Source organism: Amylibacter sp. SFDW26 (assembly GCF_009184395.1).
Lineage (GTDB): Bacteria > Pseudomonadota > Alphaproteobacteria > Rhodobacterales > Rhodobacteraceae > Amylibacter.
On the sequence record NZ_WEIC01000001.1, the window covers coordinates 887,635 to 913,959 of the forward strand.

The 26,325-nt window shown below is 45.1% G+C and carries 24 protein-coding genes, 1 other RNA gene and 2 pseudogenes; 13 read left to right on the top strand and 14 right to left on the bottom strand.

The genetic code is table 11. The features are described from left to right. Positions 1-87: 87 nt before the first annotated feature. The 5 genes from pstC to phoB are packed head-to-tail and all read left to right on the top strand — an operon-like array spanning position 88 to position 5,454. On the top strand, positions 88-1,452 hold the full coding sequence (gene pstC, locus F9L33_RS04430; RefSeq protein WP_152141517.1) for a phosphate ABC transporter permease subunit PstC: 1,365 nt from the start codon (positions 88-90) through the stop codon (positions 1,450-1,452). Between the two features lie 11 nt (positions 1,453-1,463). Then, positions 1,464-3,245, top strand: coding sequence for a phosphate ABC transporter permease PstA (gene pstA, locus F9L33_RS04435; RefSeq protein WP_152141518.1), 1,782 nt, complete (start codon positions 1,464-1,466; stop codon positions 3,243-3,245). A 48-nt stretch (positions 3,246-3,293) separates the two neighbouring features. Continuing rightward, positions 3,294-4,073: a phosphate ABC transporter ATP-binding protein PstB gene (gene pstB, locus F9L33_RS04440; RefSeq protein ID WP_152141897.1), complete on the top strand. Its 780-nt coding sequence runs from the start codon at positions 3,294-3,296 to the stop codon at positions 4,071-4,073. A gap of 9 nt (positions 4,074-4,082) precedes the next feature. Continuing rightward, entirely contained in the window at positions 4,083-4,748 is a 666-nt protein-coding gene (gene phoU / locus F9L33_RS04445) for a phosphate signaling complex protein PhoU (RefSeq protein ID WP_152141519.1), read from the top strand. Position 4,749: 1 nt separating this feature from the next. Beyond that, positions 4,750-5,454, top strand: coding sequence for a phosphate regulon transcriptional regulator PhoB (gene phoB, locus F9L33_RS04450; RefSeq protein WP_152141520.1), 705 nt, complete (start codon positions 4,750-4,752; stop codon positions 5,452-5,454). Between the two features lie 23 nt (positions 5,455-5,477). Here the strand turns inward: phoB and hemF are convergent, their stop codons facing one another. The 7 genes from hemF to F9L33_RS04485 form a co-directional block, all read right to left on the bottom strand. After that, positions 5,478-6,365, bottom strand: a complete 888-nt coding sequence (gene hemF, locus F9L33_RS04455; RefSeq protein ID WP_152141521.1) for an oxygen-dependent coproporphyrinogen oxidase — start codon at positions 6,363-6,365, stop codon at positions 5,478-5,480. 98 nt (positions 6,366-6,463) lie between these two features. Next, positions 6,464-8,530 (bottom strand): FAD-dependent oxidoreductase, encoded by a 2,067-nt coding sequence (locus tag F9L33_RS04460; protein WP_152141522.1) that lies wholly within the window; start codon positions 8,528-8,530, stop codon positions 6,464-6,466. A gap of 5 nt (positions 8,531-8,535) precedes the next feature. Next, the gene (locus F9L33_RS04465) at positions 8,536-9,321 is read right to left on the bottom strand and encodes a carnitinyl-CoA dehydratase (protein ID WP_152141523.1); all 786 of its coding nucleotides are present in this window, start codon (positions 9,319-9,321) and stop codon (positions 8,536-8,538) included. Next, entirely contained in the window at positions 9,311-11,359 is a 2,049-nt protein-coding gene (locus F9L33_RS04470; RefSeq protein WP_152141524.1) for an acetate--CoA ligase family protein, read from the bottom strand. The genes F9L33_RS04465 and F9L33_RS04470 overlap by 11 nt, the downstream gene beginning before the upstream one ends. Beyond that, complete coding sequence (locus F9L33_RS04475; protein ID WP_152141525.1) at positions 11,360-12,520, bottom strand: acyl-CoA dehydrogenase family protein; 1,161 nt, start codon at positions 12,518-12,520, stop codon at positions 11,360-11,362. It lies immediately after the preceding gene. An 11-nt stretch (positions 12,521-12,531) separates the two neighbouring features. Next, positions 12,532-13,959, bottom strand: coding sequence for a carnitine 3-dehydrogenase (locus F9L33_RS04480; RefSeq protein ID WP_152141526.1), 1,428 nt, complete (start codon positions 13,957-13,959; stop codon positions 12,532-12,534). Then, the gene (locus tag F9L33_RS04485) at positions 13,956-14,864 is read right to left on the bottom strand and encodes a 3-keto-5-aminohexanoate cleavage protein (protein WP_152141527.1); all 909 of its coding nucleotides are present in this window, start codon (positions 14,862-14,864) and stop codon (positions 13,956-13,958) included. Before F9L33_RS04485 ends, F9L33_RS04480 begins: the two co-directional genes overlap by 4 nt. Positions 14,865-14,939: 75 nt before the next feature. Between F9L33_RS04485 and F9L33_RS04490 the strand changes: the two genes are divergently transcribed. Next, positions 14,940-15,896 (top strand): GlxA family transcriptional regulator, encoded by a 957-nt coding sequence (locus F9L33_RS04490; protein WP_152141528.1) that lies wholly within the window; start codon positions 14,940-14,942, stop codon positions 15,894-15,896. Here the strand turns inward: F9L33_RS04490 and F9L33_RS04495 are convergent. Genes F9L33_RS04495 through F9L33_RS04520 form a run of 6 tightly spaced genes read right to left on the bottom strand, consistent with a single transcriptional unit; the run spans position 15,885 to position 20,971 of the window. Beyond that, positions 15,885-16,613, bottom strand: coding sequence for an SDR family oxidoreductase (locus F9L33_RS04495; RefSeq protein WP_152141529.1), 729 nt, complete (start codon positions 16,611-16,613; stop codon positions 15,885-15,887). The genes F9L33_RS04490 and F9L33_RS04495 overlap by 12 nt on opposite strands. Further along, positions 16,613-17,170, bottom strand: coding sequence for a DUF3833 domain-containing protein (locus F9L33_RS04500; RefSeq protein WP_152141530.1), 558 nt, complete (start codon positions 17,168-17,170; stop codon positions 16,613-16,615). The genes F9L33_RS04495 and F9L33_RS04500 overlap by 1 nt, the downstream gene beginning before the upstream one ends. Further along, on the bottom strand, positions 17,171-18,412 hold the full coding sequence (locus F9L33_RS04505) for an MFS transporter (protein WP_152141531.1): 1,242 nt from the start codon (positions 18,410-18,412) through the stop codon (positions 17,171-17,173). Next, complete coding sequence (locus F9L33_RS04510; protein ID WP_152141532.1) at positions 18,412-18,933, bottom strand: chalcone isomerase family protein; 522 nt, start codon at positions 18,931-18,933, stop codon at positions 18,412-18,414. The genes F9L33_RS04505 and F9L33_RS04510 overlap by 1 nt, the downstream gene beginning before the upstream one ends. After that, positions 18,930-19,694 (bottom strand): DUF1365 domain-containing protein, encoded by a 765-nt coding sequence (locus F9L33_RS04515; protein ID WP_152141533.1) that lies wholly within the window; start codon positions 19,692-19,694, stop codon positions 18,930-18,932. The genes F9L33_RS04510 and F9L33_RS04515 overlap by 4 nt, the downstream gene beginning before the upstream one ends. Next, positions 19,685-20,971, bottom strand: coding sequence for an NAD(P)/FAD-dependent oxidoreductase (locus F9L33_RS04520; protein WP_152141534.1), 1,287 nt, complete (start codon positions 20,969-20,971; stop codon positions 19,685-19,687). The genes F9L33_RS04515 and F9L33_RS04520 overlap by 10 nt, the downstream gene beginning before the upstream one ends. 95 nt (positions 20,972-21,066) lie before the next feature. Here F9L33_RS04520 and F9L33_RS04525 point away from each other — a divergent pair, with 95 nt between their 5' ends. The 7 genes and pseudogenes from F9L33_RS04525 (at position 21,067) to F9L33_RS04550 (ending at position 25,052) form a co-directional block, all read left to right on the top strand. After that, positions 21,067-21,732 carry a sigma-70 family RNA polymerase sigma factor gene (locus F9L33_RS04525; RefSeq protein WP_152141535.1) on the top strand — a complete coding sequence of 222 codons (666 nt, stop codon included), beginning with the start codon at positions 21,067-21,069 and terminating at the stop codon, positions 21,730-21,732. Then, a complete protein-coding gene (locus F9L33_RS04530; RefSeq protein WP_152141536.1) occupies positions 21,729-22,370 on the top strand; it encodes a ChrR family anti-sigma-E factor in 642 nt (213 codons plus the stop codon). Before F9L33_RS04525 ends, F9L33_RS04530 begins: the two co-directional genes overlap by 4 nt. Before the next feature lie 62 nt (positions 22,371-22,432). Next, the gene (locus tag F9L33_RS04535) at positions 22,433-23,284 is read left to right on the top strand and encodes a DUF817 domain-containing protein (protein ID WP_226803936.1); all 852 of its coding nucleotides are present in this window, start codon (positions 22,433-22,435) and stop codon (positions 23,282-23,284) included. A 62-nt stretch (positions 23,285-23,346) separates the two neighbouring features. After that, positions 23,347-23,478: pseudogene (locus F9L33_RS16045) on the top strand (DUF1194 domain-containing protein); the annotation flags it as partial. Positions 23,479-23,487: 9 nt separating this feature from the next. Beyond that, positions 23,488-23,658, top strand: a pseudogene (locus tag F9L33_RS16050) (DUF1194 domain-containing protein); the annotation flags it as partial. After that, positions 23,650-24,003: a transfer-messenger RNA gene (ssrA, locus tag F9L33_RS04545) on the top strand. The pseudogene F9L33_RS16050 and the gene ssrA, both read left to right, overlap by 9 nt. Before the next feature lie 107 nt (positions 24,004-24,110). Beyond that, positions 24,111-25,052, top strand: a complete 942-nt coding sequence (locus F9L33_RS04550; RefSeq protein ID WP_152141538.1) for an MBL fold metallo-hydrolase — start codon at positions 24,111-24,113, stop codon at positions 25,050-25,052. 66 nt (positions 25,053-25,118) lie between these two features. Here the strand turns inward: F9L33_RS04550 and F9L33_RS04555 are convergent, their stop codons facing one another. After that, positions 25,119-26,240, bottom strand: a complete 1,122-nt coding sequence (locus F9L33_RS04555) for an alpha-hydroxy acid oxidase (protein WP_152141539.1) — start codon at positions 26,238-26,240, stop codon at positions 25,119-25,121. Positions 26,241-26,325 lie beyond the last annotated feature (85 nt).

A 26,325-nucleotide genomic window follows, 5' to 3' on the forward strand; every position in this document is an offset into this window, starting at 1 on the left:
GGGGCATGCATTGCCCTCAACTTTCTGCCAAAGCACGCTGCCGTGCTAAATATTAGGACTATAGAAATGCTGGGGATTTCTAATCTAATGCCGATAATTATTCTCGGCCTATCATTTGCTTTCTTTATGATGGCACGATCTAAAGCCACAGCTGTTTCAAATGGCATTCCTTCATCGTTACACTCTCGTCCAAACTACCACGGAACACTTTCGTTTCTGTGGGTTTTGCTTTTAGGGATCGCAGCATATCTTATTCTTTTGATTTTTGGCAGCTGGTTTGTAACGGGCTCTTTATTAAGCCAAATCAAAGCCGCTGACCCATCATTGGCCGACATTCAAGCACAACTGGTTTTATCAGATGCCAAAGCCATATCAGAAGGCCGCACAGCATCATCCGTGGATGATTTGCGCGAAACAATTGCGGGTAATTATTCTGGCCTATCCAATCTGCATAATTGGTCGATGGTTCTGATTCCACTTACACTGTCTGTTCTTGGTGGTTTTTTTCAAATTAAGCGTATTACCGCAGAGTGGCGCGCACGTAATAAATCAGAGCGCATTATCCGTTCTTTCCTATTCGTTTGTGCAGCAATCGCAGTTCTTACGACAGTCGGTATCGTTTTAAGCTTGATCTTTGAAACGATGAACTTCTTTTCAAACATTGGATGGCGTGTAGACAAATACATATTCGGAACAGAATGGTCGCCATTGGCTGGTGTACATTCTGGCACAATGGACCCTGACCGTGTGGGTGCGATCCCATTATTTGTCGGGACTTTACTGATCACATTGATTGCAATGATCGTAGCCGTGCCAATTGGTCTAATGGCAGCGATTTACCTGTCAGATTTTGCATCAGCGCGTGTCCGTGCATGGGCCAAACCAATGTTAGAAATCTTGGCCGGTATTCCCACAGTTGTTTACGGTTTTTTCGCAGCAATCACACTAGCCCCAGCCATTCGCGGATGGGGTGAAGCGATCGGATTATCTGTTGCATCCGAAAGTGCATTGGCTGCGGGTATTGTTATGGGCATCATGATAATCCCATTCATTTCATCGCTATCAGATGACGTTATCAACGCAGTTCCACAATCATTACGTGATGGCTCTTATGGCTTGGGTGCTACCAAAGCTGAAACAATCCGCCAGGTTGTTTTACCAGCCGCCCTACCCGGTATCGTTTCTGCGGTTCTATTGGGTGTGTCGCGCGCCGTTGGCGAAACAATGATCGTTGTTATGGCTGCAGGCCAAGGTGCGAACCTAACCGTGAACCCACTCGAAGCCGTTACCACGGTAACCGTACAAATCGTAATGCTAATCACAGGTGATACAGAAGCTGAAACTGCTGCTGGCCCTGCCTTTACTCTGGGCTTCACATTGTTCTGTGTGACCCTTCTTTTGAATATCGTCGCCTTGCGTATCGTGCGCAAGTACCGCGAAGCGTATGACTAGGATTTTGACCCATGACTGATCTTTCAAAATATTCCGGACATCATACGTCAGAGCTTGCAGCCAAGAACGCAAAGCGCCGCAATGCATCACAAACACGCCTTAAACTATACGGTATCGGTGCAATTACATTATCAGCATTGGCGCTGATATCACTTCTATGGACAGTGCTGGGCAATGCCACGGGTGCAATTCGCGAACATTATGTGACTTTGCCTGTAACACTGGAACAATCCATTGATGCAGAAGCTACAAACGATCCGAAAGTGATTGGTAAAACTGACTTTGCGAAATTGGCTAAGAATAGCCTAAAAAAACATTTCCCGATGGTGAAAAACCGTAAAGCTAAGAAACAACTTTATGATGTGGTAAGCGGTGGTGCAGCCTTTGAATTACGTACATTGGTTCAGGAAAACCCAGAATTGATTGGCACAACAATTGATTATCGCTTCTTAGCATCTGATATTTCCGATCTTTACCTAAAAGGCGAATATGGAACTTTAGTTGAGCAAGAACACAATAAAGCATTAGAAGTCTCTGCATCTAGCAAAGACACCGTCACTTTGAATGTTAGCCCTGATGTCTTCGCATCTGTTGTTGGTGAAATCCAAAATGAATTGCGCAAGCGTGCATCCCGATTAGATGCTAAGGCTGTTCAAGAAAACAATGGTGTGCGTGTCTTTACGGAACGTATGAACGCCGCAACAGATGAAGCGGTTAAAGCAGATGCAAAAGCGCAAGTCGATGCACGTAAAATCAAACGTGATGGCTTTATCGCAGAAGCAGAAGAGTTGCGCCGCATTGCAGAACAACCCAATTACGAAGGTAAGCTTGATAAATTTATGCCTTCTGTTCTGGTTCGCATTGGGGCTGGTTGGGTCAAATTGACGGAGATTGCAGCGGCAGGTAGCACTGCAAAAGTGATTTTGCCGATCAGTGATCAAACTACAATAGCCGCGGATGATTGGGCCTTATATGTGAACAGTTCGCCAGAAGTGGCACGCAAAACATCCGACAACCAGATCGTTTGGCTGGAAAGCTTACGTGCGGATGATCGCATCAGTTCAAACTTTAACTGGCGCTTCTTTTCATCGGGCGACAGCCGCGAACCTGAATTGGCTGGTATCTGGGGTGCATTAGTCGGCTCTGTTTTAACAATGTTCGTAACATTCTTCCTAGCATTTCCAATCGGTGTGCTATCCGCGATTTATCTTGAAGAGTTCGCACCTAAGAACAAATTGACCGACTTTGTCGAAGTGAACATCAACAATCTTGCTGCAGTGCCATCCATTGTGTTTGGTTTGCTTGGCTTGGCTGTGTTCCTAAACGTCTTTGGCGTCCCACGCTCCGCCCCTCTTGCGGGTGGTATCGTTCTAGCATTGATGTCCCTACCAACAATCATCATTGCATCCCGAGCAGCTATCCGTGCTGTGCCGCCATCCATTCGCGATGCGGCTTTAGGATTGGGTGCATCAAAACTACAAACGTCATTCCACCACGTATTACCACTAGCAATGCCAGGTGTTTTAACGGGATCCATCATCGCAATGGCACAAGCCTTGGGTGAAACCGCCCCATTGATCATGATTGGTATGGTGGCCTTTATCGTTGATATTCCAGCAAGTATTACAGACAGCGCATCGGTTCTGCCTGTCCAAGTTTTCCGTTGGGCAGACTTTCCTGAACGCGCCTTTGAAGCCAAAACAGCTGCTGCAATTTGTGTGTTGTTGGTCTTCCTTGTAGTAATGAACCTAATCGCAATCGTACTGCGCAAACGCTTTGAGCGTCGTTGGTAGAAAGTGGTGACAGATATGCAGATTGATTTGAATTTGAGTGAGGAAAATATGGCTCAAGAAGTATCCGAGAAACAAATGAAAATAACAGCGCGTGGCGTTGATGTTTTCTATGGTGAAGCTCAGGCTATTAAACAGGTCGATGTTGATATCGAAGATCATGCCGTGACAGCCTTTATCGGCCCATCTGGTTGTGGTAAATCAACATTCTTACGCTGTTTGAACCGCATGAACGACACGATTGATATTTGCCGTGTCACTGGTGATATTCGTTTGGATGGCAATGATATTTATGATCCAAGCATTGACCCAGTACAGCTTCGCGCACAGGTTGGAATGGTATTCCAAAAGCCAAACCCATTCCCAAAATCAATCTACGATAATGTAGCTTATGGCCCTCGCATACATGGTTTGACCGGTTCTAAATCTGAATTAGATGGTTTGGTCGAATGGGCCCTCACTCGTGCAGGTCTTTGGAACGAAGTGAAAGATCGTTTAGACAAACCTGGTACAGGGCTATCAGGCGGTCAGCAACAACGTCTGTGTATCGCTCGTGCAATCGCAGTTCAGCCAACAGTTATCCTTATGGATGAACCATGTTCTGCACTTGATCCGATCGCGACAGCGACAATCGAAGAACTGATTGACGAGCTACGTACGAAGTTTAGCATCGTGATTGTGACACACTCTATGCAACAGGCTGCACGCGTTTCACAAAAGACAGCCTTTTTCCACCTTGGTGACTTGGTTGAATTTGGCGACACGAATGATATTTTCACGGCTCCTCAAGATGAGCGTACACAAAATTACATTACTGGCCGTATCGGATAGGATAGCGCAATGGAACATACACATATCGTTACACGCTTTGATAAAGAGCTAAATGAGATTGAAACACTTTTGGTTCTTATGGCGGATAAAGTATCCGACCAAATGAAGAACTCTTCAAAAGCTTTGAAAAAGAATGACACAGAACTGGCTGCTAAAGTTGCCAAAGCGGATGCTGCAATCAACGAATTAGAAACACAGATCGATGAAAAAGCCATTCGCTTAATCGCTTTACGTCAACCAATGGCAGAAGATTTACGCAGCGCAATTACAACATTGAAAGTATCACAATGTTTGGAACGCATGGGTGATTATGCGAAAACATTGTCATACCGTGTTGATGCTGTGGATGATTATTCGCCAATGAAACCTGTCGTACGTCGCATTTCGAAGATGTCGAACCAAGTCGCTATTATGCTGGATCAGGTTATGGAGGCCTATGTCACACAAAATACGGAACTGGCCGAAAAAGCACGTTTGGCGGATGAAGACATTAATGATGAAACAGAAGCTCTATTTCGTGAGCTACTGACTTACATGATGGAAAATCCAAGAAATATCGAAGCATGCACACATTTATTGTTCATCTCGAAAAATTTAGAACGCTCTGGCGACCAAGTGAAAAACATCGCTGAACAGGTTCATTATTTGGTCACAGGCGAATTAGTGGAAGAATGATATGGCACAAGGTGGTCCCAAAGTTTTAATCGTCGAAGACGAACCGTCACAGCTAGAATTACTAAGCTACAACCTGAGCGTAGATGGTTATGACGTTTATAAAGCGGAAACTGGTGAAGAAGGTCTTTTGGTTTTAGAAGAAACCGAAATCGATCTGATTTTGTTAGACTGGATGTTACCACAAACATCTGGTTTGGAGATTTGTCGCCAGATTAAACGCAACAAAGAAACTAAAACCATTCCCGTCATCATGTTGACCGCACGCGGTGAAGAAGATGATAAAATTCGCGGCCTAGATACTGGTGCAGATGATTATGTCGTTAAGCCCTATTCTATCAAAGAGCTTATGGCACGTGTACGTGCAAACTTGCGTACAAAATCCAGTAGCATTGGTATCAATGTTCTAAGCTATGAATTACTTTCAATGGATTTGACCCGTCATGTGGTCAGCATTGGTTCACAAGTGGTGCACTTAGGTCCATTAGAATTCAAACTGCTACGTGTTTTACTTGAAGCTCCAAGCCGTGTTTTTTCACGCGATCAATTACTAGAACGCGTTTGGAGCAACAGTCTAGAAGTTGAAACACGTACGGTAGATGTGCACATCGGACGGTTACGTAAACAATTAAATGCCATATCCGAAGATGAATACATCCGCACAGTTCGTGGTTTTGGGTATTCTTTGGACAAGTTTGCCCGAGCGTAAGCGATAAGAAACGCCTTATAATTCTAAGGCCACTTCGCTACGGGCGGCATGCTCATTAATACGGCTGATGGATCATGACCAGATTGCAATCCAAAGTGCGTTCCGCGATCATAAACAAGATTAAACTCGGCATACCGCCCACGTTTGATCAGTTGCACTTCGCGGTCTGCATCTGTCCAAGTTTCTGTGCGGCGTTTTTCCGTAATAGGTAGAAATGCATCAAGGAACGCACGCCCTACATCCTGGGTGAATGCAAAATCTGCATCCCAATCACCTGTATCATGGTCATCAAAGAAAATGCCGCCGACACCGCGGGCTTCACCCCAGTGTTTGATCATGAAATACTCATCTGCCCAATCTTTGAACTTAGGGTAGTATTCAGGATTATGTTTATCACATGCCTTCTTCAATTCATCATGAAAAAATTCAGTGTCTTCTGATACTTCCATCATTGGGTTCAAGTCAGAACCGCCACCAAACCAACTGGCAACGGGTGTCCAAAACATCCGTGTATTCATATGTACAGCAGGTGTTTTTGGGCTGTTCATATGTGCAACCAACGACACGCCTGAAGCCCAGAAAACAGGGTTTTCTTCTAAGCCTGGAATATCTTTACGCGCAGCCATCGCTTTGATCATCATTGGCGATAACGTGCCATGCACAGTCGAAATATTCACGCCTACTTTTTCAAATAAACGCCCACCACGCATAACAGACATCAACCCACCGCCACCATCGCCATCAGTGCCGCGTTGTGTTTTGGTTAATTCAAACCGCCCTGCTGGACGATCGACAAAAGGCCCAGTTGTTTGCGTATCTTCAAGATTTTCAAAAGCGTCACAAATCTGGTTGCGCAATTCTTCGAACCAAGCAGAGGCTTTATCTTTATGGGTTTGTGCATCAGCGATCATGGACCATCTCCAGAACTTAAAGTCACAGGATGTCTACTGAAATCAAACGCAACAGACCAGCATGGAAAGCAAATTAGGTCTAAATGACACAACTTTCTTCAAATTCGCCCATAATCTTCACGTTTTGGTTCTGGCACCGCATCAAATCCTGCTTCTTGCGCATATAAATGGCCTGATTGTACGGCTGCAGCAATTATGCCAGGTGCAATACAGTCACCAATACGCTTTACAGATTTTATACCAGCATCAGCCCAATCTGACCTCAAAACGGTCAGTTCGGCGCATAACTTGTCTTCTGGTGTACGTGATGTGACTGTGATTAATGAACCGCATGCCATCTCCTGCACTTGTCCAGAATAAGCACATGATACTGACAACCGCCCTTCGCTCATTCCAGCCAAATGTTTCATTGGCATAATCTCCACCCCAAGTTCAATCAATCGCGTTTGAATACGTGTTTGTTCTAGAGTATTCTCAGACCAAGGTGCCACAATAGGTGCAGGTGTCACAAACACCACTTCATGCCCTGCAGAAACTACCAATTCAGCCAATACACTCGCCATATAAAACCGATCATCATCATAGATTATCACAGGTCCATTTGATGAGATCACATTTACACCTTTGATCATCAGATCATCTGGTGTGAAAACATGGTCGTTGTTTAAGAATGGCAAAGGAGTACGATGTACCCGCCCTTGTCCATTCTTTCGCCACTTCGCTCCTGTAGCAATAACGACATTAGGAATGGCATAATCCATAATATCTTGCGCAGACAGATGGCTGTTCAAATACATCTGTGCATTTGCAACCTGTTGTAATTGCCATACCCGCCAGTCACGCACCCGTCCCCATGCATTTAAACCAGGCAAATTGCTTTCAGCAGTCACGCGTCCACCCCATACATCTGCCTTATCCGCTAAGACCACTTCAGCACCGCGCTGTGTTAACGCGCGTGCAGCCTCTAATCCCGCTGGACCACCACCAACAATCAAATAGGGTTTGGGTTTATCGAGCTTAGTGATAATCTCAGGATGCCAATCTCTGCGCCATTCTTCACCGATTGTAGGATTTTGCGTACAACGCATAGGAACACATGTATTATCCCCTGCCGTACAGATATTACATCCAATACATTCACGGATATCTTCAATACGGCCATTTTCAATCTTCTTTGGCAAAAATGGATCGGCAATAGATGGACGTGCCGCACCAATGAAATCTAACTGCCCCTTATTGATCAAACGCACCATCGTATCGGGTGATGTATACCGCCCAACCCCCACAACGGGTTTCGTGGTCACCGATTTTACAAAACTTGTATAATGCTCTTGAAACCCTTCATTTGAAAAACGTGATGTTTGGCTGTCATTTGACCAGCCAGACAGGTTTACGTCCCAAAGATCAGGCAATTCCGCCAAGGCCTCAATAACATCGTGCGCCTCTGCATCGTATTGCATACCCTCTTTACCAAGCAACTCATCAACCGCCATACGCACAGCCACTGCACATGTATCGCCAACAGCTTCTTTCGTATCTTCAATCACTTCTCGAAACAGGCGCATGCGGTTTTCCAATGATCCACCGTATTCATCGCTACGATGGTTGTGCCGCGCCAACAAAAAATGATGCAGTAGTGTCATATCATGCCCTGCATAGGCATAGACGATGTCAAAACCCGCTCTTTTCGCCCTCAAAGCTGCTTCTACATGCCAACGACGAAACGCTTTGATGTCAGCCTTATCCATTGCACGAGCTTGAACGGGATCATCGCTGTCAATAACGGTATTTGATGGGGCAAGAGGAATAGCTCGTGAATATCGGTTTGCTGTATGCAATCCATTATGCACCAATTGAACAGCAGCAATACTGCCATGTTCATGTACAGCATCTGTTACGGCTCTAAGCGCTGGAATATCCCGATCATCCCAAAGCCTTGCTTCATTGGCAGGCGTAATATCAGAGGTCGGATGTATTTCCGTCTCTTGCGTGGATACAACGCCCCACCCACCTTCGGCTTTTATACCACGCAAGCGCGCTTCTGATTTTGGATATCGATACCCCATCCCTGTACAATGCGGCACTTGATAGAACCTGTTTGGTGCCGTAACAGGTCCAATTTTTACAGGTTCAAACAGAACATCATATCTGGGATCACGCGTCATATGGGCTAACGCCCCTTCCAAACAGGATCCCGTTTTTCGGCAAAAGCTTTTGCTCCCTCCAATTGATCTTCGGATGTATAAAGCGTTTTGACGGTTTCAAATTCACTGGTCGTAATTTTCTTTAAAGCATCGTGGAATTTCATATCCTCTGCTTCGCGCACAACTTCTTTAATCGCCGCATTAACCAAAGGTGGACCACTGGCAATCAGTTGTGCCATTTCGCGCGCCTTTGCCATCAAGTCATCGGCAGCATGTATCTGATTGATCATCCCCCAACGTGCTGCTTCTTCGGCATCCAACCAACGGCCCGTAAGCAGCATTTCCATGGCAATATGATATGGGATGCGTTTTGGCAGCTTGATAGACGCTGCATCTGCCACAGTCCCTGACCGTATTTCAGGTAAAGCAAAACTAGCGTGCTCTGCAGCCATAATAATATCACATGACAAGGCAAGCTCTAAACCACCACCACAACAGATACCGTTCACAGCGCATATCACTGGTTTATTAAAATTTGGCAACTCTTGTATACCACCAAAACCACCAACGCCATAATCACCATCAACAGCATCACCATCAGCCGCCGCTTTCAGATCCCAACCTGGGCAAAAGAACTTTTCACCAGCGGCAGTTACAATCGCCACACGCAATTCAGGATCGTCACGAAAATCGGCAAAGATATCGCCCATGATACGGCTCGTCGCCAAATCAATTGCATTGGCCTTTGGTCTGTCCAATATCACTTCCAATACGGCACCTTCACGATGTGTTTTGATTGGACTATCCGTCATTTTTATCTCCTATCGCAATCAAAGCATCTGCAGCAATTGCATGATCAGACGTACATAAAAGCGGGTTAATTTCCACCTCTTGCACTGTACCTGCATTCTTTATCACATAGTCTTGCACAGCCATTACCGCTGCGACAATAGCATTCATATTTGCTGCGGGCTTTCCACGAAACCCGTTCAATAGAGCTGAAATCTTCAACTGTTGTAATGCGTTTTCAATATCGGTTTCATTTACCGGTATTAATAACGACTGACTGTCCGTTAATAACTCAGTCAAAACGCCGCCCGAAGCCAAGGTTAAAACATAACCATGTGCAGGATCTAGAACCACCCCGATAAGCAATTCAGCCACGGTATTGGTCACCATTTCTTCAATCAAAAAACTATCCGTTGGCATTGCCAAGGCTGCATCATACACAGCCTTTGGTGTTGCTAAATTCAAAACGATAGCGCCTGCCTCTGATTTATGCGCAATTCCTTGCCCTTTTAGAACGACAGGAAACCCAATTTGTTCCGCTATGGCGCCAACAATTCCAACATCATCAGCGGATTGAGCTTTGGGAACACGAACATCATGAGCTTTCAATGCTGCTTTAGCATAATATTCTGTAATCATTTTCACATTATGTGGTTCCACGGGTAAAAGCACAGGATCAATTTGCTTTCGCTTCCGTCCACAGAAAGCAGCCGCTTCAATAGCTCTTAGAGCTTCATCCAAACCACAAAGTGGCACAATACCTTTTTCGATTAAATCTTTGGCAATCGTTTCGGGAAGGGTTTCGGTCAAACTAGACACAATCCCCATTGGGCGGCCTGATATTTCCCGTGCTTTCTCTACTGCATCAATAACGCCATCCCATGCTGCAGGATCACATCGATCATCACGCGGAAAATCTAAGATCAACATACCGAACCCTAAATGCGGTTCCATCATCGCTGTAAAGGTACGGCTCATAGCTTCTAAATCGCCCCAAATATAGGTGTGATAATCCAGTGGATTAGCCAATTTTACCAATTGACCAAGAGCCGCGCGTAAGCTTTCATGTTGAGTGTCTGTAAGATCAGGGAAAACCAAGTCGCGCTCAATAGCTGTATCTGCCATCAAACTGGCCTCACCGCCAGAACAAGACATTGATGCAATTTGGTTGTTTTCCAATGGTCCTGTTGTATGAAGTATTTTTAACGTCTCCAGCAACTCTGGTAACGACCGCACTTGCGCAAAACCAAGCCTGTTGAACAATGCCCCAGCCCCTGCATCGCTACCCGCAAGTGAAGCCGTATGTGAAATGGTTGCCGCTTGCGCTTGATCTGATTTCCCGACTTTCAATACGACAACAGATTTCCCTAAATCATGCGCTGTTTTACTAAGTTTCTCAAAAGCCCGCAGATCGTCAATACCTTCGATATGAAGCCCAAGCGCTGTTACCCTGTCATCCTCTAGTAAAGCCGCACCAATCTCAGAAAACCCTGTTTGTGCCTGATTCCCAGCGGTCACAACATAAGCTACCGGTAACCCTCGCTTTTGCATCGTAAGGTTAATGGCGATATTTGAAGATTGCGTAATAATCGCCACGCCACGGTCTATACGTACACCACCATGTTGATCTGGCCATAAAAGCGCACCATCCAGATAATTCACAAACCCATAACAATTCGGGCCAATCAGTGTCATACCTCCTGCTGCCTCTAGCAACTGCACTTGTAAATCCGCCCCATCTGCGTCTTCGCCAATAGCTTCCAAAAAACCACTGGCAAAACAAACAGCACCACCTGCACCCTTTTCCCGAAGCTGTCTTATAATCTCAATGGTTGCATTTCGGTTCACACCAACGAAACAAGCATCAGGTGCTTCTGGCAAAGCCTCTATTGAAGAGTAGCAAGCAACACCCTCCATAGTCGCTTTACTCGGGTGCACGGGGTATATTTTCCCTGCAAATCCAATTTCTTGGCATTTTGTGATCACATTTTTACACCAACGACCACCACCAATGGCAGCAATGCTTTTTGGTCTAAAAAGACGATCCAGCCCTACCTTCATCTATGCCCCCAATGGTCGCAACAGATCACGGCTTATAATATGGCGCTGAATTTCAGATGTCCCATCCCAAATCCGTTCCACACGTGCATCACGCCAAAACCGTTCAATTGGGAAATCATCCATCAATCCCATACCACCATAAATTTGTAGCGTTGCATCAGTGACGCGTGCCAACATTTCGCTGGCATAAACTTTTGCGCTCGCAATTTCGCGGTTTGCTGGTAAATCGTTATCCAAGCGCCATGCAGCAGCTAATGTTAACCAATCTGCTGCGTCAATCTCTGTAATCATATCGGCAATTTGGAAACTAACACCTTGGAACTTACCAATCTGTTGCCCAAATTGCTTACGTTCTGCTGCGTAATTCAACGCATAATCAAAGCACCTACGTGCGCGGCCTACACACATCGTCGCAACCGTGATCCGTGTAGCATAAAGCCATTCATTCATGACTGCAAAACCGCCATCCACTTCGCCCAAAACTTGTTCTTTGGGTAACCGACAATCATCAAAATCTAGAATACAATTTTTATACCCTTTATGGCTAACCGAATTATACCCATCACGAACTTCAAAACCTGGCGTGCCCCGATCCACTAAAAACGTCGTAATCCGTTTCTTAGGTCCACGTGGTGTTTCATCAACACCTGTAGCTACGAAAACAATAAAAAAATCAGCATGTTCTGCGCCGGAAATAAAGTGCTTTGATCCATTAATCACCCAATCCGCACCATCTTGCACCGCATAACATTTCATACCACGTACATCAGACCCTGCATCGGGTTCAGTCATCGCCAGCGCATCCATTTTTTCACCACGCACCGCTGGCATCAAATATCTCTCAATCTGATCGTCCTTACAGGCCATCAGAATATTCTGAGGACGCCCAAAGAAATGATTCAAGGCCATAGAACCCCGCCCCAATTCACGCTCGACAAGTGCAAAATCCACATGGCTTAGCCCGGCACACCCCACACTTTCAGGGAAATTACAGGCGTAGAATCCTAAATCCATGGTCTTTTGTTTGATCTCTTGTGCTATTTCATTGGGCACCTCACCCGTGCGCTCGACAGCCGCTTCGTGTGGGTAAATCTCATTCTCAACAAAGCTTCTGACCGTATCCACGATCATTTCTTGTTCTTGGGTTAATCCAAAATGCATCTGAATCCTCCTTATGTCCGTGGATCTAGCAGTTTTGCATGTGCAGCAGCGGCTGCTTCTACATTCGCTAAAACGACAGCTGACGGTTCGCATGTTCGGCGCGTTTCTAGGCTGACGTGCAATAAGAATTGCTCTCCTGTAGCCAATAAAGTGCCATCTTTAGAAAACATCTTATGATACAGTTTTAGTTTCTTACCTTCGCCCATAAGAACATGGGACATGACTGTAATCGCTTGCCCAACATGCGTTTCCAGTAAGAATTTGATATCAATATCAACCGTAAAATAACTCAAACCACTTGCAATATAGGCCTCATCCGCCCCTATCGCGACCATCACAGCATCGGCCGCATCCGAAAATACCTGACCGTAACGGCTTTCGTTCATGTGACCATTATAATCAACCCAATCCACTGGGATTACACGGTTCACAGTTTGTAAAGGCTCTTTGAAATCATGTGTATGATCTGCAGCTAGATTCGCTTGATGTGTATTCAGCAATGCGCCTGCAGCAGCATTTTGCCCTTTAAGTGCTCGCATCATCGCAACCAGATTGTTGTCTCTTAATTGTTCTAACTCACGGATCGTCATATGCCCTGATTGTGCATCAGACTGCCCAGCGATCTTTTTTGTAAGCTCGTCTGTAAGCTCAGGCACGTCCATCAATTTGGTCCATGGCCACTTCAAACATGGCCCAAATTGTGCGATGAAATGTTCCATACCCGCTTCGCCCCCCGCGACACGGTAGGTTTCAAACAAACCCATTTGCCCCCACCGCAAGCCAAAGCCGTAACGAATGGCATTATCAATCTCTTCTGTCGTAGCGATGCCATCTTTGATCAACCATAGTGCCTCACGCCAAACCGCTTCTAGGAACCTATCTGCAATATGTGCATCAATCTCTTTACGAACATGAAGTGGGTAAAGCCCCAGAGAAGTTAAAATCCCTTGCGCTCGTTCAATCATCGCCTGATCATTTACAGCGGATGGTACCAATTCGATCAGCGGTAATAAATACACTGGATTAAAAGGATGCGTCACAATCACAGCTTCGGGACGCGATAGACCCTCTTGCAGTTCTGATGGTTTAAAACCTGATGTAGACGAGCCAATTATAGCGTTTTCTGGCGCGTATTTTTCAACCTCAGAAAACACCATATGTTTTATGTCCAAACGCTCAGGCACGCTTTCTTGTATCCATTCAGCGTCAGAAACAGCCGCTTCAATCCTATCGCAAAACGTTAACTTACCTTCAGCAGGTAATGCTACGTCATATAACATTGGTAATGCACGACGTGCATTTGCCAAAACTTCACCGATTTTACGTTCTGCCTCTAGATCAGGGTCAAAAACATTCACATCCCAACCGTTCAGCAAAAACCGCGCCAACCAACCGCCGCCGATTACGCCACCGCCTATGATCGCTGCAACACGGTTCATTTTGGGGCCCGTTTAGTTAATTCTAATTTCTCACGTACAGCTTCAGGGCCCATCACAGATGATCCCATACCTTCAATGATCGTCACAGCACGTTTGACCAAATCCGCATTTGTCGCCAATTGGCCCTTTGCCAACCATAGGTTATCTTCAAGTCCTACGCGCACATTACCACCTGCCAAGGTGGCGGCCGCTACATATGGCAATTCATTGCGACCAATAGAGAAAGCTGACCAGTTCCAATCACTTGGCACATTGTTAACCATCGCCATAAACGTATTCAAATCATCTGGCGCACCCCAAGGAATACCCATACAAAGTTGAACAAGTGCTGGTGATTTAAGGATACCTTTTTCCACTAAGTTCTTTGCCAACCATAGGTGCCCTGTATCAAAAGCCTCAATCTCTGGCTTTACACCAAGATCTTCCATCATTGATCCCATCGCTTCCAGCATTCCTGGCGTATTCGTCATCACGTAATCGGCTTCGGCAAAATTCATCGTACCGCAATCTAATGTGCAAATTTCTGGCAGGCATTCTGCAACATGCGCTACACGCTCCTCTGCACTGGCCATATCTGTACCTTCGCCCAATGGTAATGGAGCATTCGGTTTACCAAACACCATATCGCCACCCATACCAGCCGTGAGATTTAGCACCATATCGACCTCAGCATCCCGAATACGGTCCGTAACCTCACGGTATAGTTTCAAATCTCGTGATGGTGCACCAGTCTCTGGATCACGCACATGACAATGTACTATCGCGGCCCCTGCCTTTGCAGCATCAATTGCACTTTCAGCAATTTGTTTTGGTGAACGGGGTACATGCGGACTACGATCTTGTGTACCACCAGAACCAGTCACAGCACAGGTGATGAAAACGTTGGTGTTCATTTCTAAGGGCATGGCTATCTCCAAAGTATATCCCTTTCAGGGAACACTGGATTGACGAACCACACTATACATATATAGACATAAATCATGCATATATGGACAAAAATACCACCAAAGCCGATTAAAATATCATTTTTGTTGTTTGATCAGTTTTCAAATCATTGCTTGGCAAACTGTCTGGAGCCCTTACGGGCTTGCAGTTCATTTGCCAATCAAACTGTATTTGAATGGCAATTCCTGACACTCTCTGGTGATCCTGTTCAATCATCAAGCGGCTTACCTATATTACCAGATGGTGCGCTATCCCAAATGGGACGCTGTGATTACTTGTTCGTAAATGCCAGCTATGACTATGTCCAACATGACACACCAAAAGCGCGTATAGGACTGCAAAAAGCATCAAAACTCGCAGATATCTTGGTTGGGTTGGATACAGGTGCGTGGCTTATGGCCGCTGCTGGATTGTTGGATGAGAAAACGGCCACCGTTCACTGGGACACTTTCGATAGTTTTGCTGAGGAGTTTCCAAGGGTTGATGCACAACGCCAACGATTAACCCAAGATGGAAACAGATATACATGTGCGGGTGTTATGTCTGCTTTTGATTTAGCATTACTTCTTATTACCAAACACTTAGGACAATCTTCTAAAGTTGATATAGAGTCGTTTTTTCTTTTAAAAGACGCACCATTAACGGCACATCTTCCAAAACAGAACGCACGCAACCCACTATTGAATAAAGCCCTGTCGGTAATGCATGATACAATAGAAAACCCTCTTTCCCGCCACGCCCTTGCCAAACACTTGTCCTGCCAAGCAAAAACATTGGATCGTCGCGCTATTGCAGAGTTTGGGGCAACCATCAGTCAAATATACCGTCATATCCGACTGTCAGCAGTACAACAGATGGTTTTATCGACACCAATGAATATATCCGAAATTTCTTTGCGAGGCGGTTTTCAGGACACCAGCGCAATGACCCGAGCATATAAAGAACGTTTTGGTATGTCACCCAGCCAATGCCGCAAACAATTAGCCAAATAATCGGTAATATAGACCTGCAGGCAAAAAATTCGCACCACGAAAGAACCATGAAAACATGCGTGGGAAATTATACTGAAAGCCCCCTTTTTGCATTGCATTTACTGCATGTTTTGCCGCCTCTGCGCTGCTCATCAAAAATGGCATTGAAAAGTCGTTCTTGTCGGTCATTCGTGTTTTAATGAAACCAGGGTTTAATAATTGTACCTTTACACCTGTTCCCCGCAAATCAGCGTAAAGACATTCTGCAAGATGCATCACTGCAGATTTTGATGCGCTATAACCAATGGATTTCGGCAAACCACGAAAGCCAGATAAGCTGCCAATAATAACAATATGCCCTTGATCACGTTGAATAAAACCTGGGACAACATGGCCTAGCGTTCGCGTACAGCCAAGGAAATTAATATCGCACATAGCTTCAACCTGATCTGCATCCCAAGACTGGGCATTCATTGGGCTATAAACACCTGCGGCATAAATAATACCGTCAATCTGGCCTAAGTTTTTAGCAACTTCAGCAATGTTATCTGCGTCATTAACATCAATGGGCAGTACATCTACGGTACCCTTTAATTCTACCGCCAAATCATCCAAACGCGCTTTGGTGCGAGCGCTGATCACCAAATCAACACCCACATCCGAGAGTTGCAACGCCATTTCGCGCCCCAACCCTTCGCTAGCGCCAACCAGCCAATATCGCTTGCCCTGCAGGGTCATTAGGCAGCTTTACGCATAGTGGCGACCAATTCACCCACTTTGATACCAAACTTACGCATCTGCGAACGGTTCATGATTGTGCCGTTTTCCATCAGATACATCCAATCGGTCACATTCAACACATGTCCACCCGTATCTTCTGGCAATTTCAGGTTGTAATTCAGCATTACACTGGATCCAGAATGAACACCTTTGCCGGTACCAATAATATCAGGCGCAGTGGCATCGAACGTTGCATCGTTTTTTACACTTAACGTCCATTCACGGTTCAACGTATGACCGCTGTCATAGCGGAATTCTTCTGTCATATGCCCCTGATTGCCTTTCCATTCGGCATTCATATTGGCAACAAAGCGGGTTTGAACACGCCCTAATGGGCCATAAATGACACCTTCACACAATATCGGGCCATTCAATTCTCTGCGAATATCAAAATCCGCCCCTTTGCCTGTATAATGTTCAGGCTTTTGCGCCATAAAGCCCATGAAATTACTCGCGTAATAAAGGGCGATTAACCCGCATAAGGCGCATAAAACGATGATGGTTAAAGTCGACATCTAGATCTCCTCTAGCTTTGTGAAAAACAAGCATATGAAGGCGAGTATCTTTAGGATACACGGCACCAATGCGTATAAGATGGACAGCATTTGCAATGCGTCTTGGGAATTGGGTTGCCCGACTTTGAAGCCTGATGCTTCTAACGATGGCAACATTGTAACAGCAGCAATGGCAAGCGTTGCTTTGGAACAGAAGCTCCATAACCCGAATGCCTGCCCACCTGCGTCTGAAATAGCGGTTACACGGCGTGCAAACAGAGCTGGCAGCAATGTCATATCAGCGCCAAGTGCAGCGCCCGATGCGATACAGACGGCGGCAAAAGCAGCAATTTGACCAGTCTGCAAGTTCAAAGCAAAACCAAATGCAACAACAGAGAGCAGCATACCTGTCAGTAAAACGGTTTTTGCCCCAAACCGGCGCGCAGCCATTCCCCATAAAGGTACAGAAGCAGCTGCGGATAAGAAGAATGCCAACAATAATGGCCCGGCGGCATCAGCCGCACCTAAACGATATTCTACGAAGAATAAAAATAAGCTTGATGTAACTGCTACGGGGGCAGCATTTAAGAATGCAATAAGCAGCAAACGTCGAAGGATTTTATCCTGCAGGATTGGAACCCGCGTTTCTTTTGGCTGTTTGACGCTTGCCGACCATTCAGATTGCATGGCCAAAATGGCTAATACAGTCAGCACTGCAAAGAATATCGAAAACAGTGCTAATGGGTGGCCTAATTTTGGGAACATCGCTTGCAGGATGAGTGGCGCAATACAGGCAACACATACACCTATCAACGCACCAGTTTCACGCCAAGCAGCAAGACGTACATGACCCATTTCGCCAATTTTGCCCGCTTTTTGAATACCTTGTGCATAAAACATAATTGTTAACAGGCTAAAGGCCGTGAACAAAACTGCAACACAAAGTATAAACCATATCAACGGATTAAAGGGTGCGGTAATACCGAATAAACCATAAAGGGCGGCCGCCAAAATAAGACCACTTACCGCAACGACTAATGGCTTCGCTTGTTTCAAACGATCTGAAAACCACCCCAATGCTGGATCTTGAACAAAATCCAGAAGGCGTACCAATAGAAGCGCGGTACCAATCGCAGTTAAACTTATACCGTATTCATCCACAAAAAATTTCGGCGCATGAATATAAATAGGCAAACCCACAAATGCCAACATCCCCGAGAACAGGGCGTAACTTGGTAATCCTTTGTGGGTTGTTGCGGGCATTATTCAACACCCTTTAATTTAGCGGATACTTTAGGATCACGCGTTTTAGGGCCAAGCCAAATGCCAAAGAACCGTTCTGTCAATTTTGGGTAGGATAAGTCACAGCTTTTCTGACCATTAAAGAAAAATGTAACATTATCTATATTGGTCGGCATGGCTGTGAAACGATCGCCACGCTTCACATCTGAAAAACAAGTGGTCAACTTTTGCTCTAAATCATCAAAATTCGTTTTTTGGGTATCTTCGATACGAGCAATTTCAAACACTGTCGCCCAGGCCAAAACACTTGCCTTGAAAGATGCTTTATATGTCAGTGACAATGCAAAATCGTCTTTAATCGCAAACGGTTTACCATCCTCTGACCAAAGTTCGGCATCATATATTGTCTTCGTTAAAATACTGGCACTCGCTGCCCCTGTCAGAGATGCATTCTTTAAGTTTGCTTGCACTTCAGGAGGCGTACTCAAAGCGGCAGAGGTTGCTGTACCCCAAATTGCCAAAGTTATTACTAGATATTTCATCTGGAAACCTCACTTTTCGGTGGCAAAGGGCGTGCACGATAAATGGCTCCCTTTAGTTTCAATTTTAAAGCTTGATAGTAAATCAGGGCCAGTACACGGACAGACCCAAAGGGGCGCATGATCGCCGCCCTTAGTATTGAAGCATTCGTCACAGGTTGGCGTTTTCCTACAAAAGTGGCAAAGACCCCGCGATTGCCATCGCGGTAATCGATCCATACGCCAAGGGTTTCAGGCGTTACATCAAATTTAAATGTGTATTCACCCGATACATCTTGAAACGGTGATACATGGAATACTTTGCGTGCTTTGACTTGGTCGCCTTTTATAATAGGGCTCAAATCGTCATGGTGACACAGGTATGAATGCCTATCGCCAAAGGTATTATTCACCTCTGCAATCGCAATTCTTAATCTGTCTTCGGCATCGAACACTAGCCAAAAACTAACAGGGTTGAACACATGACCAAACACACGCGGTTGCGCTAATAATAGAATTTTTGCATCTGTATATTCATCAAACCCATTATCGCGTAACGTTTGGCGTGCCCAATCAAGCCCCTGCCCAGCACCACGCATACCGCCATGATCGCGCCAATACATGCTGACAAGGTTCAGCTTATTTTCAGACATCAAAAATGGCTTTGCTACAGGGCCATCTAAATCCACAAGCATATAATCCACACCATAGCTAAATGCATTGGCAATGGCTCCATGCCGTTTGTGGAACGTGGTTCCGTGGATATGATCCAGCGTTAAGCCCATACGCCCACCCCATCCATATGTTCGGCCACATCGACGCCACTGGAAAAGCCATCTTCATGGAAGCCATTGCGCATATATGCACCACAGAACCATGTATTGTTTTGCCCTTGGATGGCTTGGATTTGCGGTTGCGCTGCTAACGCTTCTTTATCAAAGACTGGGTGACGGAAAGACTTTTCAGAATAAATCAGCTCGTCTTTGATATCATGACTTGGGTTCAACGTTTCCAGCAAAAGGTCATCATGATTGATGTTTTGCAAAAGGTTCATCCAATAAGTTACGCCAATACTGGCATTGCGATTTTCTTCTTTCGTTGAATAAACCCATGACGCCCAACATTGTTTGCGTCGCGGCATAACACTTGCATCACAATGTAGAACTGCGTGATTATCTTGATAGCCAATAGCACCCAGTAAACGTTGCTCATCTGCTGTTGGAGCTTCCAACATCTGCAATGCTTCGTCGGAATGACATGCGAAAACCACACGATCAAAACGTTCCCACGCACCACCTTTGGCGCGAACAAGCACACCTTTTTCATCGCGGCGTACAGACATAACAGGCGCATTCACTCTGATCTTGGTATTCTGCGCTTCTATATTTGCGGTTAAACGCTTTACATACTCAATCGATCCACCAGACACCGTGTACCATTGATGGTGGCCATGGTAGCCAAGCAAATTGTGATTTTCAAAGAAGCGGATCAAAGCTTCTGCGGGGAAATCCATCATGTCTTTAAGCGGTGTGCTCCAAATCGCACCTGAAAATGGCAACAGATAATAATCACGGAACCAATCCCCCAAACGCATCACATTGATAAGTTCACCCAATGTCATCTCACGGCTTTTGACCATATCGGCGGCACGCGCATTAAACCGCACGATATCGCGTAACATTTTATAAAAGGCTGGGTTAATCAAGTTGCGGTTTTGGGCGAACATCGCCTTTATAGAATTCAGCGCATATTCTACCTGACCATTGTTAGCAGAAACGCCAAAACTCATATTGCTTTTCTCAACAGGAACATTCAGTTCTTCAAATAACTTCGTCAAACGTGGATAATTGGCATAGTTGAAAACAATAAACCCCGTATCCACAGGCTGATCATTATTTTTACCGGCTATAACTGTACGGGCATGTCCGCCCAAACGCGCCTCAGATTCAAATAAAGTCACATCATGGGACCGAGATAATAAATATGCCGCCCCTAATCCAGATACTCCGCCCCCGATGATTGCGATCTTTGTTGGAGCAACTGGTAAATTTTCAAACGGCATAGTCGTAGTCCCTTTAGTCTTTTGGGATTGTTACGCGTCAGAAAACAAATTGGATCAAAAATGATCCGATTTTTAATTTACGCCGTAGAAGTGTTATGTTGACAGAAAATTTGCATATAAACCAAGTCGAACCATTGCGATACAAACGCGCCTATGGTTTTGTTGCGCGATCCAAAAAGGTGCGCCAAGGGGGCAAGGCTGTGACAACACAAAAAACCGAGGTTGCCGAATTCAACCAATGTTTGGTGAATATAGCCACTTCACAAGATAAAAAAGCATTCGCTGTCTTATTTGCCCATTTTGCACCCCGCATAAAATCATTTCTGATGAAAGCTGGTGCAACAGAAGGCACCGCAGAAGAATGCGTTCAAGAAACGATGGCCACTGTTTGGCGTAAATCTAAACAGTTTGACCCAAAGCGCGCCTCTGCATCTACATGGATATTCACGATTGCGCGGAACAAACGAATAGACGTAATTCGTAAGCGCAACCGTCCAGAACCAGATGAAGTTCTATGGGGTCCAGTTGAAGAACCAGATGCTCAAGACATCATCGCAACAGCCCAAGAGAGTGAACTCTTGACCAAGGCTGTCTCAAACCTACCTGACAAACAACAAGACTTGGTCAAACGCGCTTTTTACGGGGACTTATCCCACAAAGAAATCGCGGTCGAGACGGGATTACCGCTTGGAACGATCAAATCCAGATTACGATTGGCACTTGAAAAGTTGCGTCATGAAATGAAGCGAGCAGAACAATGAAGATACAACATCATTTAAGCGAAGAACTAATTATGGGATACGCTGCTGGCATCCTACCAGAAGCGTTTGAATTGGCTGTGGCGACGCATATTTCTATGTGTGATGAATGCCGTGCAGCTGTTGAAGCTTACGAAGCAGTTGGTGGTTCTGTTTTGGATGACACTGAAACCATGTCAATCTCAGATGACAGCTTTGAGGCCACATTGGCAAAAATAAATGGCGCGCCTGCTCCCACACCCAAACTTGCCAAAAATGACAGTATTTTCCCAAGAGCATTACAACATTATGTTGGCGAAAACCCTGATGCAGTGAAATGGAAAAGCCTTGGAATGGGCGTAAAACAGGCCATTTTGAAAACATCAAAGGGCGCATCTGCAAGGTTGTTACACATCGAAGCAGGACGCGCTGTTCCAGATCATGGTCATCGCGGAACAGAATTAACGCTTGTTTTGCAAGGTGCATTTGCAGATGAAGTTGATCGTTTTGGGCGCGGTGATATCGAAATCGCTGATGAAGACTTAGAGCACACGCCGCGCGCTGAAATGGGCGAAGATTGCATTTGCTTAGCTGTCACAGATGCACCATTGCGCTTCAATGCAATCATACCACGCCTCTTGCAGCCATTTTTCCGCATTTAATAGGTTGATTTCGCGCCAGTCCTAGATCACGTTCCCTAAAAGACTATACCTCGGGGGACGTGGTGCGTAATTTACAAATTGAACGTATTTTAGGGGATTGGGTACGTAAATACCTGCCCAGTGGGTTAACCGAGCTAATTATGTTTTTTCTAAAACAAGCATGGGCAAGCTTGTTTGGATTAATCTTTTTAATCGTCATAATAATCACCTCACTCATCTGGCAAGATGATTGGGCATTACACCGTTATGACGCACTGTTCATTTTTGCCATTACCACGCAAATTCTATTCCTTGTCTTCAAACTTGAAAGCCTGAACGAGGCAAAGGTCATATTATTATTCCATATCGTTGGAACGATCATGGAAATTTTCAAAGTCAAAATGGGATCATGGGGTTATCCAGAACCTGGGTATATCAAAATAGCAGATGTTCCTTTATTTTCAGGATTTATGTACGCCTGTGTTGGAAGTTTCATGGCACGTGTTATCCGTATCTTTGACATGCGTTTTGCCCCTTACCCACCGTTTTGGATGACTGTTGCCCTTGCGGTTGCCATATATGCTAACTTTTTCACGCACCATTATACATATGACATCCGAAACATCCTATTTGTGGCAACAGTGGTCATTTTTTGGCGCACACGCATATGGTTCTATGTGGGTGTAACGCCACGTTGGATGCCCCTACCTGTTGCTGCATTCCTATCATCATTTTTCCTATGGATTGCCGAAAATGTCGGCACAATGACAGGTACATGGTTATATGCAGGCCAAGGCAACCTAGAAATGGTAAGATGGGCAAAAATGGGATCTTGGTATCTGTTACTATATATCAGCTTTTTGTTGGTTACATTGGTTTACCGCGATATGTTAACCCGCAAACCTTGGGCACCACACATAAAATCAAAGGGTTAGATATTGCTAAGATTTTAAAAACCATCCAAATAAGATAGGCAGGTGCTCTATTACTTATAACTATGGCTACTGCATCTGCCACATGCAGACATGCTCTTGTTCTGGCTTTGGATATTTCTGGATCCGTTGACCCAACCGAATACCGTTTACAATTTTCTGGTGGTGCAAACGCATTGTTAGCTCCGGACGTACAAGAACTAAAAGGCTATTTTGATACTGAAGTTATTCATGGTTTTGGGTCCTTTTCAATGCTTGCCCTTGGCTATCATGACTATAAACGCGCAATGTCAGAGAAACTGTTAAAAGAGTTGTCGTTCCCGATTATCGGATACAATCACCACACTCTGCCTAAAAACAGTAAGAAACCCCTTTAATTACCCTCCTGAAGCCCTTATATTAAATTTGTTCCTTCGGGGACTATGGTGATAAACGCGCATGTAATAAACGGATCGGACCCGGGGGCGGTACCCGGCGACTCCACCAAAAATCCCTTCATTTGAGGGCGGTATGGGGTCGAAATAGGATCGACGGACGTCTAAAGATGTTAGCTTTTACTCGGCTGTCTGCCACCGTTATCGGCGAAAACTGTACAATTGCAAATGACAATCGTGCTCCGGTAGCTCTAGCTGCGTAAGCAGTTCGAAATATCGAAACTTAACTCCTAACGCCTAGCCGCGTTAGGCGGGGTTCGCAGGTACCTTGCAACAGAAACCTGCACTTTCCACAAAATAATCCGTCACGAGATCGTGAAATATTTCGCATCAAGACTACTGTCCAAATGCATTATCCCACCTATAGTTAAACTTTAATCATACGGAGAATTATCATGTCTATAACTGTTACATTGAACCGTCGCCATCTTTTAGCTGGAGCTGCCAGCCTCCCCATTACAACAAGCCTTGCAGCACATGCTGCTGCCCCATTGTTAGGCTCTTCAGAACAAATATTCTCGCGTTTTAAAATGGGCGACTTCGAAATCACAACACTTTTAGTAGCCCAAAGCACACGTAAAGAACCTCAGGGAACTTTTGGAATGAACGTGTCGCCCGAAGAATTTGCAAAAGCAAGTGCAGAAAACTTCATCCCTTACGATCAAACAGAAACCTATTTCACACCGACATTGGTAAACACTGGCAAAGAGTTAATCTTGTTTGATACTGGCCTTGGTGGGGAAACCTTGGGGGTATTACGGGCCTTACGCGCTGCTGGTTATTCCGAGGATCAAGTTGACATTGTTGTGCTAACCCATATGCATCCAGATCATATTGGCGGTTTAATGGTTGAAGGATCGGCAACATTTCCTAATGCAAGATATATTACTGGAACCACTGAATATGAGTTCTGGCTTGCAAAAGGTCCTGAACATCGCATTGGCGGAATGGTCGCAAACTTAGTTAAGCCACTTGCCGAAAAAACAACCTTCATTGACCCAAACTATTCTGTTGCCTCAGGTATTACAGCACTTGATACATCTGGCCACACACCTGGACATATGGGCTATATGCTGGAAAGCGGTGGTAGGCAGGTTTTTATTGCAGCGGATATGGCAAATCACCACGTATGGTCCCTAGCCTATCCTGATTGGGAAGTACGTTTTGATACAGACAAAGTTGCTGCTGCTGCCACACGCCGCAGGGTTTTAGGAATGCTGGCTACGGATAAAATTCCCATGATTGGATACCACTTACCATTCCCAGCATTGGGCTATGTTTCTACGCGTGGTGAGGGCTTTCATTACACACCAGCAAGCTATCAATTTTCTGGGTAACGATAGATATAAACGACCTTATGCTTAATCACATAAGGTCGTCATAGCACTTAATATCAGTATTTATCAGGCCGCCACAATATGGTTCGCGCCGAGTGAAACGATATTTGTCTCACCTAATTGTGCCAATGTAATGCTGACTTCTTGTGTCAGTATATCTGTTAACTGATCCAAGCCACGCGAACCACCTGCAGCAATAGCATATGAAAACGGACGCCCTAAAAAGGTAAAATTAGCACCAACAGCATAGGCTTTTACAATGTCTTCACCACTACGTAAGCCGCTGTCATAAAACAGCGGATATTTCGCACCCACTGCTTTACGTATGTCTCGTAATGCATTGATAGCATTTAAAGAACCGTCCAATTGACGCCCGCCATGGCTAGACACCTGCACAGCATCAACACCCATTTTTTTCATCTTCAAAGCATCACTTGGATCTAAAACACCTTTAACAACCAAGTTTCCTTTCCATGCATCACGAATTTTAGCCAATAACCCCCAATCAGCCCCTGCACGGCTACTGGTACGATCGAATTCGCCAAACTTACCACCAAAATTAGCCAACTCTGGTTTTCCGTGGAAAAGCGTAGATAGCGACCATTGTGGATGACAGGCAAAATCAATGAATTGCCTTGGACCAATTTTAAAGGGCATTTTAAACCCACGGCGTAATTCACGTGGACGACGTCCTACCTCTGGCACATCAACGGTTAATATTAGCGTCTGATATCCAGCATCTTGCGCGCGTTTAATCAATGCGTTTGATGCGTCTTCATTCCCGCTAAAATACAACTGAAACCATGCGTTCCCTTCGGATGTGTCCATCATAACCTCTAATGATGTAGAGGCCGCAGTCGATACCCCTACTGGCATGAAATGCTTTGCAGCAAGTTTTGCCAACATCAAATCAGCCTTGGGCGCTGCAAGGTTACACATTCCCATAGGACTGATTCCAAAGGGTAAATCTGATTTCTTTCCAAAAACTGGAACACTTACGTCCCGCTGCTCCACATTGTTTAAAACCCGCGGTTTTAACCGCAAAGCACGGATTGCATCACGGTTGGCTTGTTCTCCAAAACCATCACCTGCAGCACCATCAATATAATCAAAAACCATCCATGGCAGGCGTTTTTTTGCCAGATGGCGTGCATCTGAAACGGTGTGTATATCAGTGTCAAAAAACATATTAGGCATTCATTCCATCAGTACGATTGCGCAACTATGAAACAGCTATGATTAAAATTACAGTGAAAAAGCATCTAAAATAGCT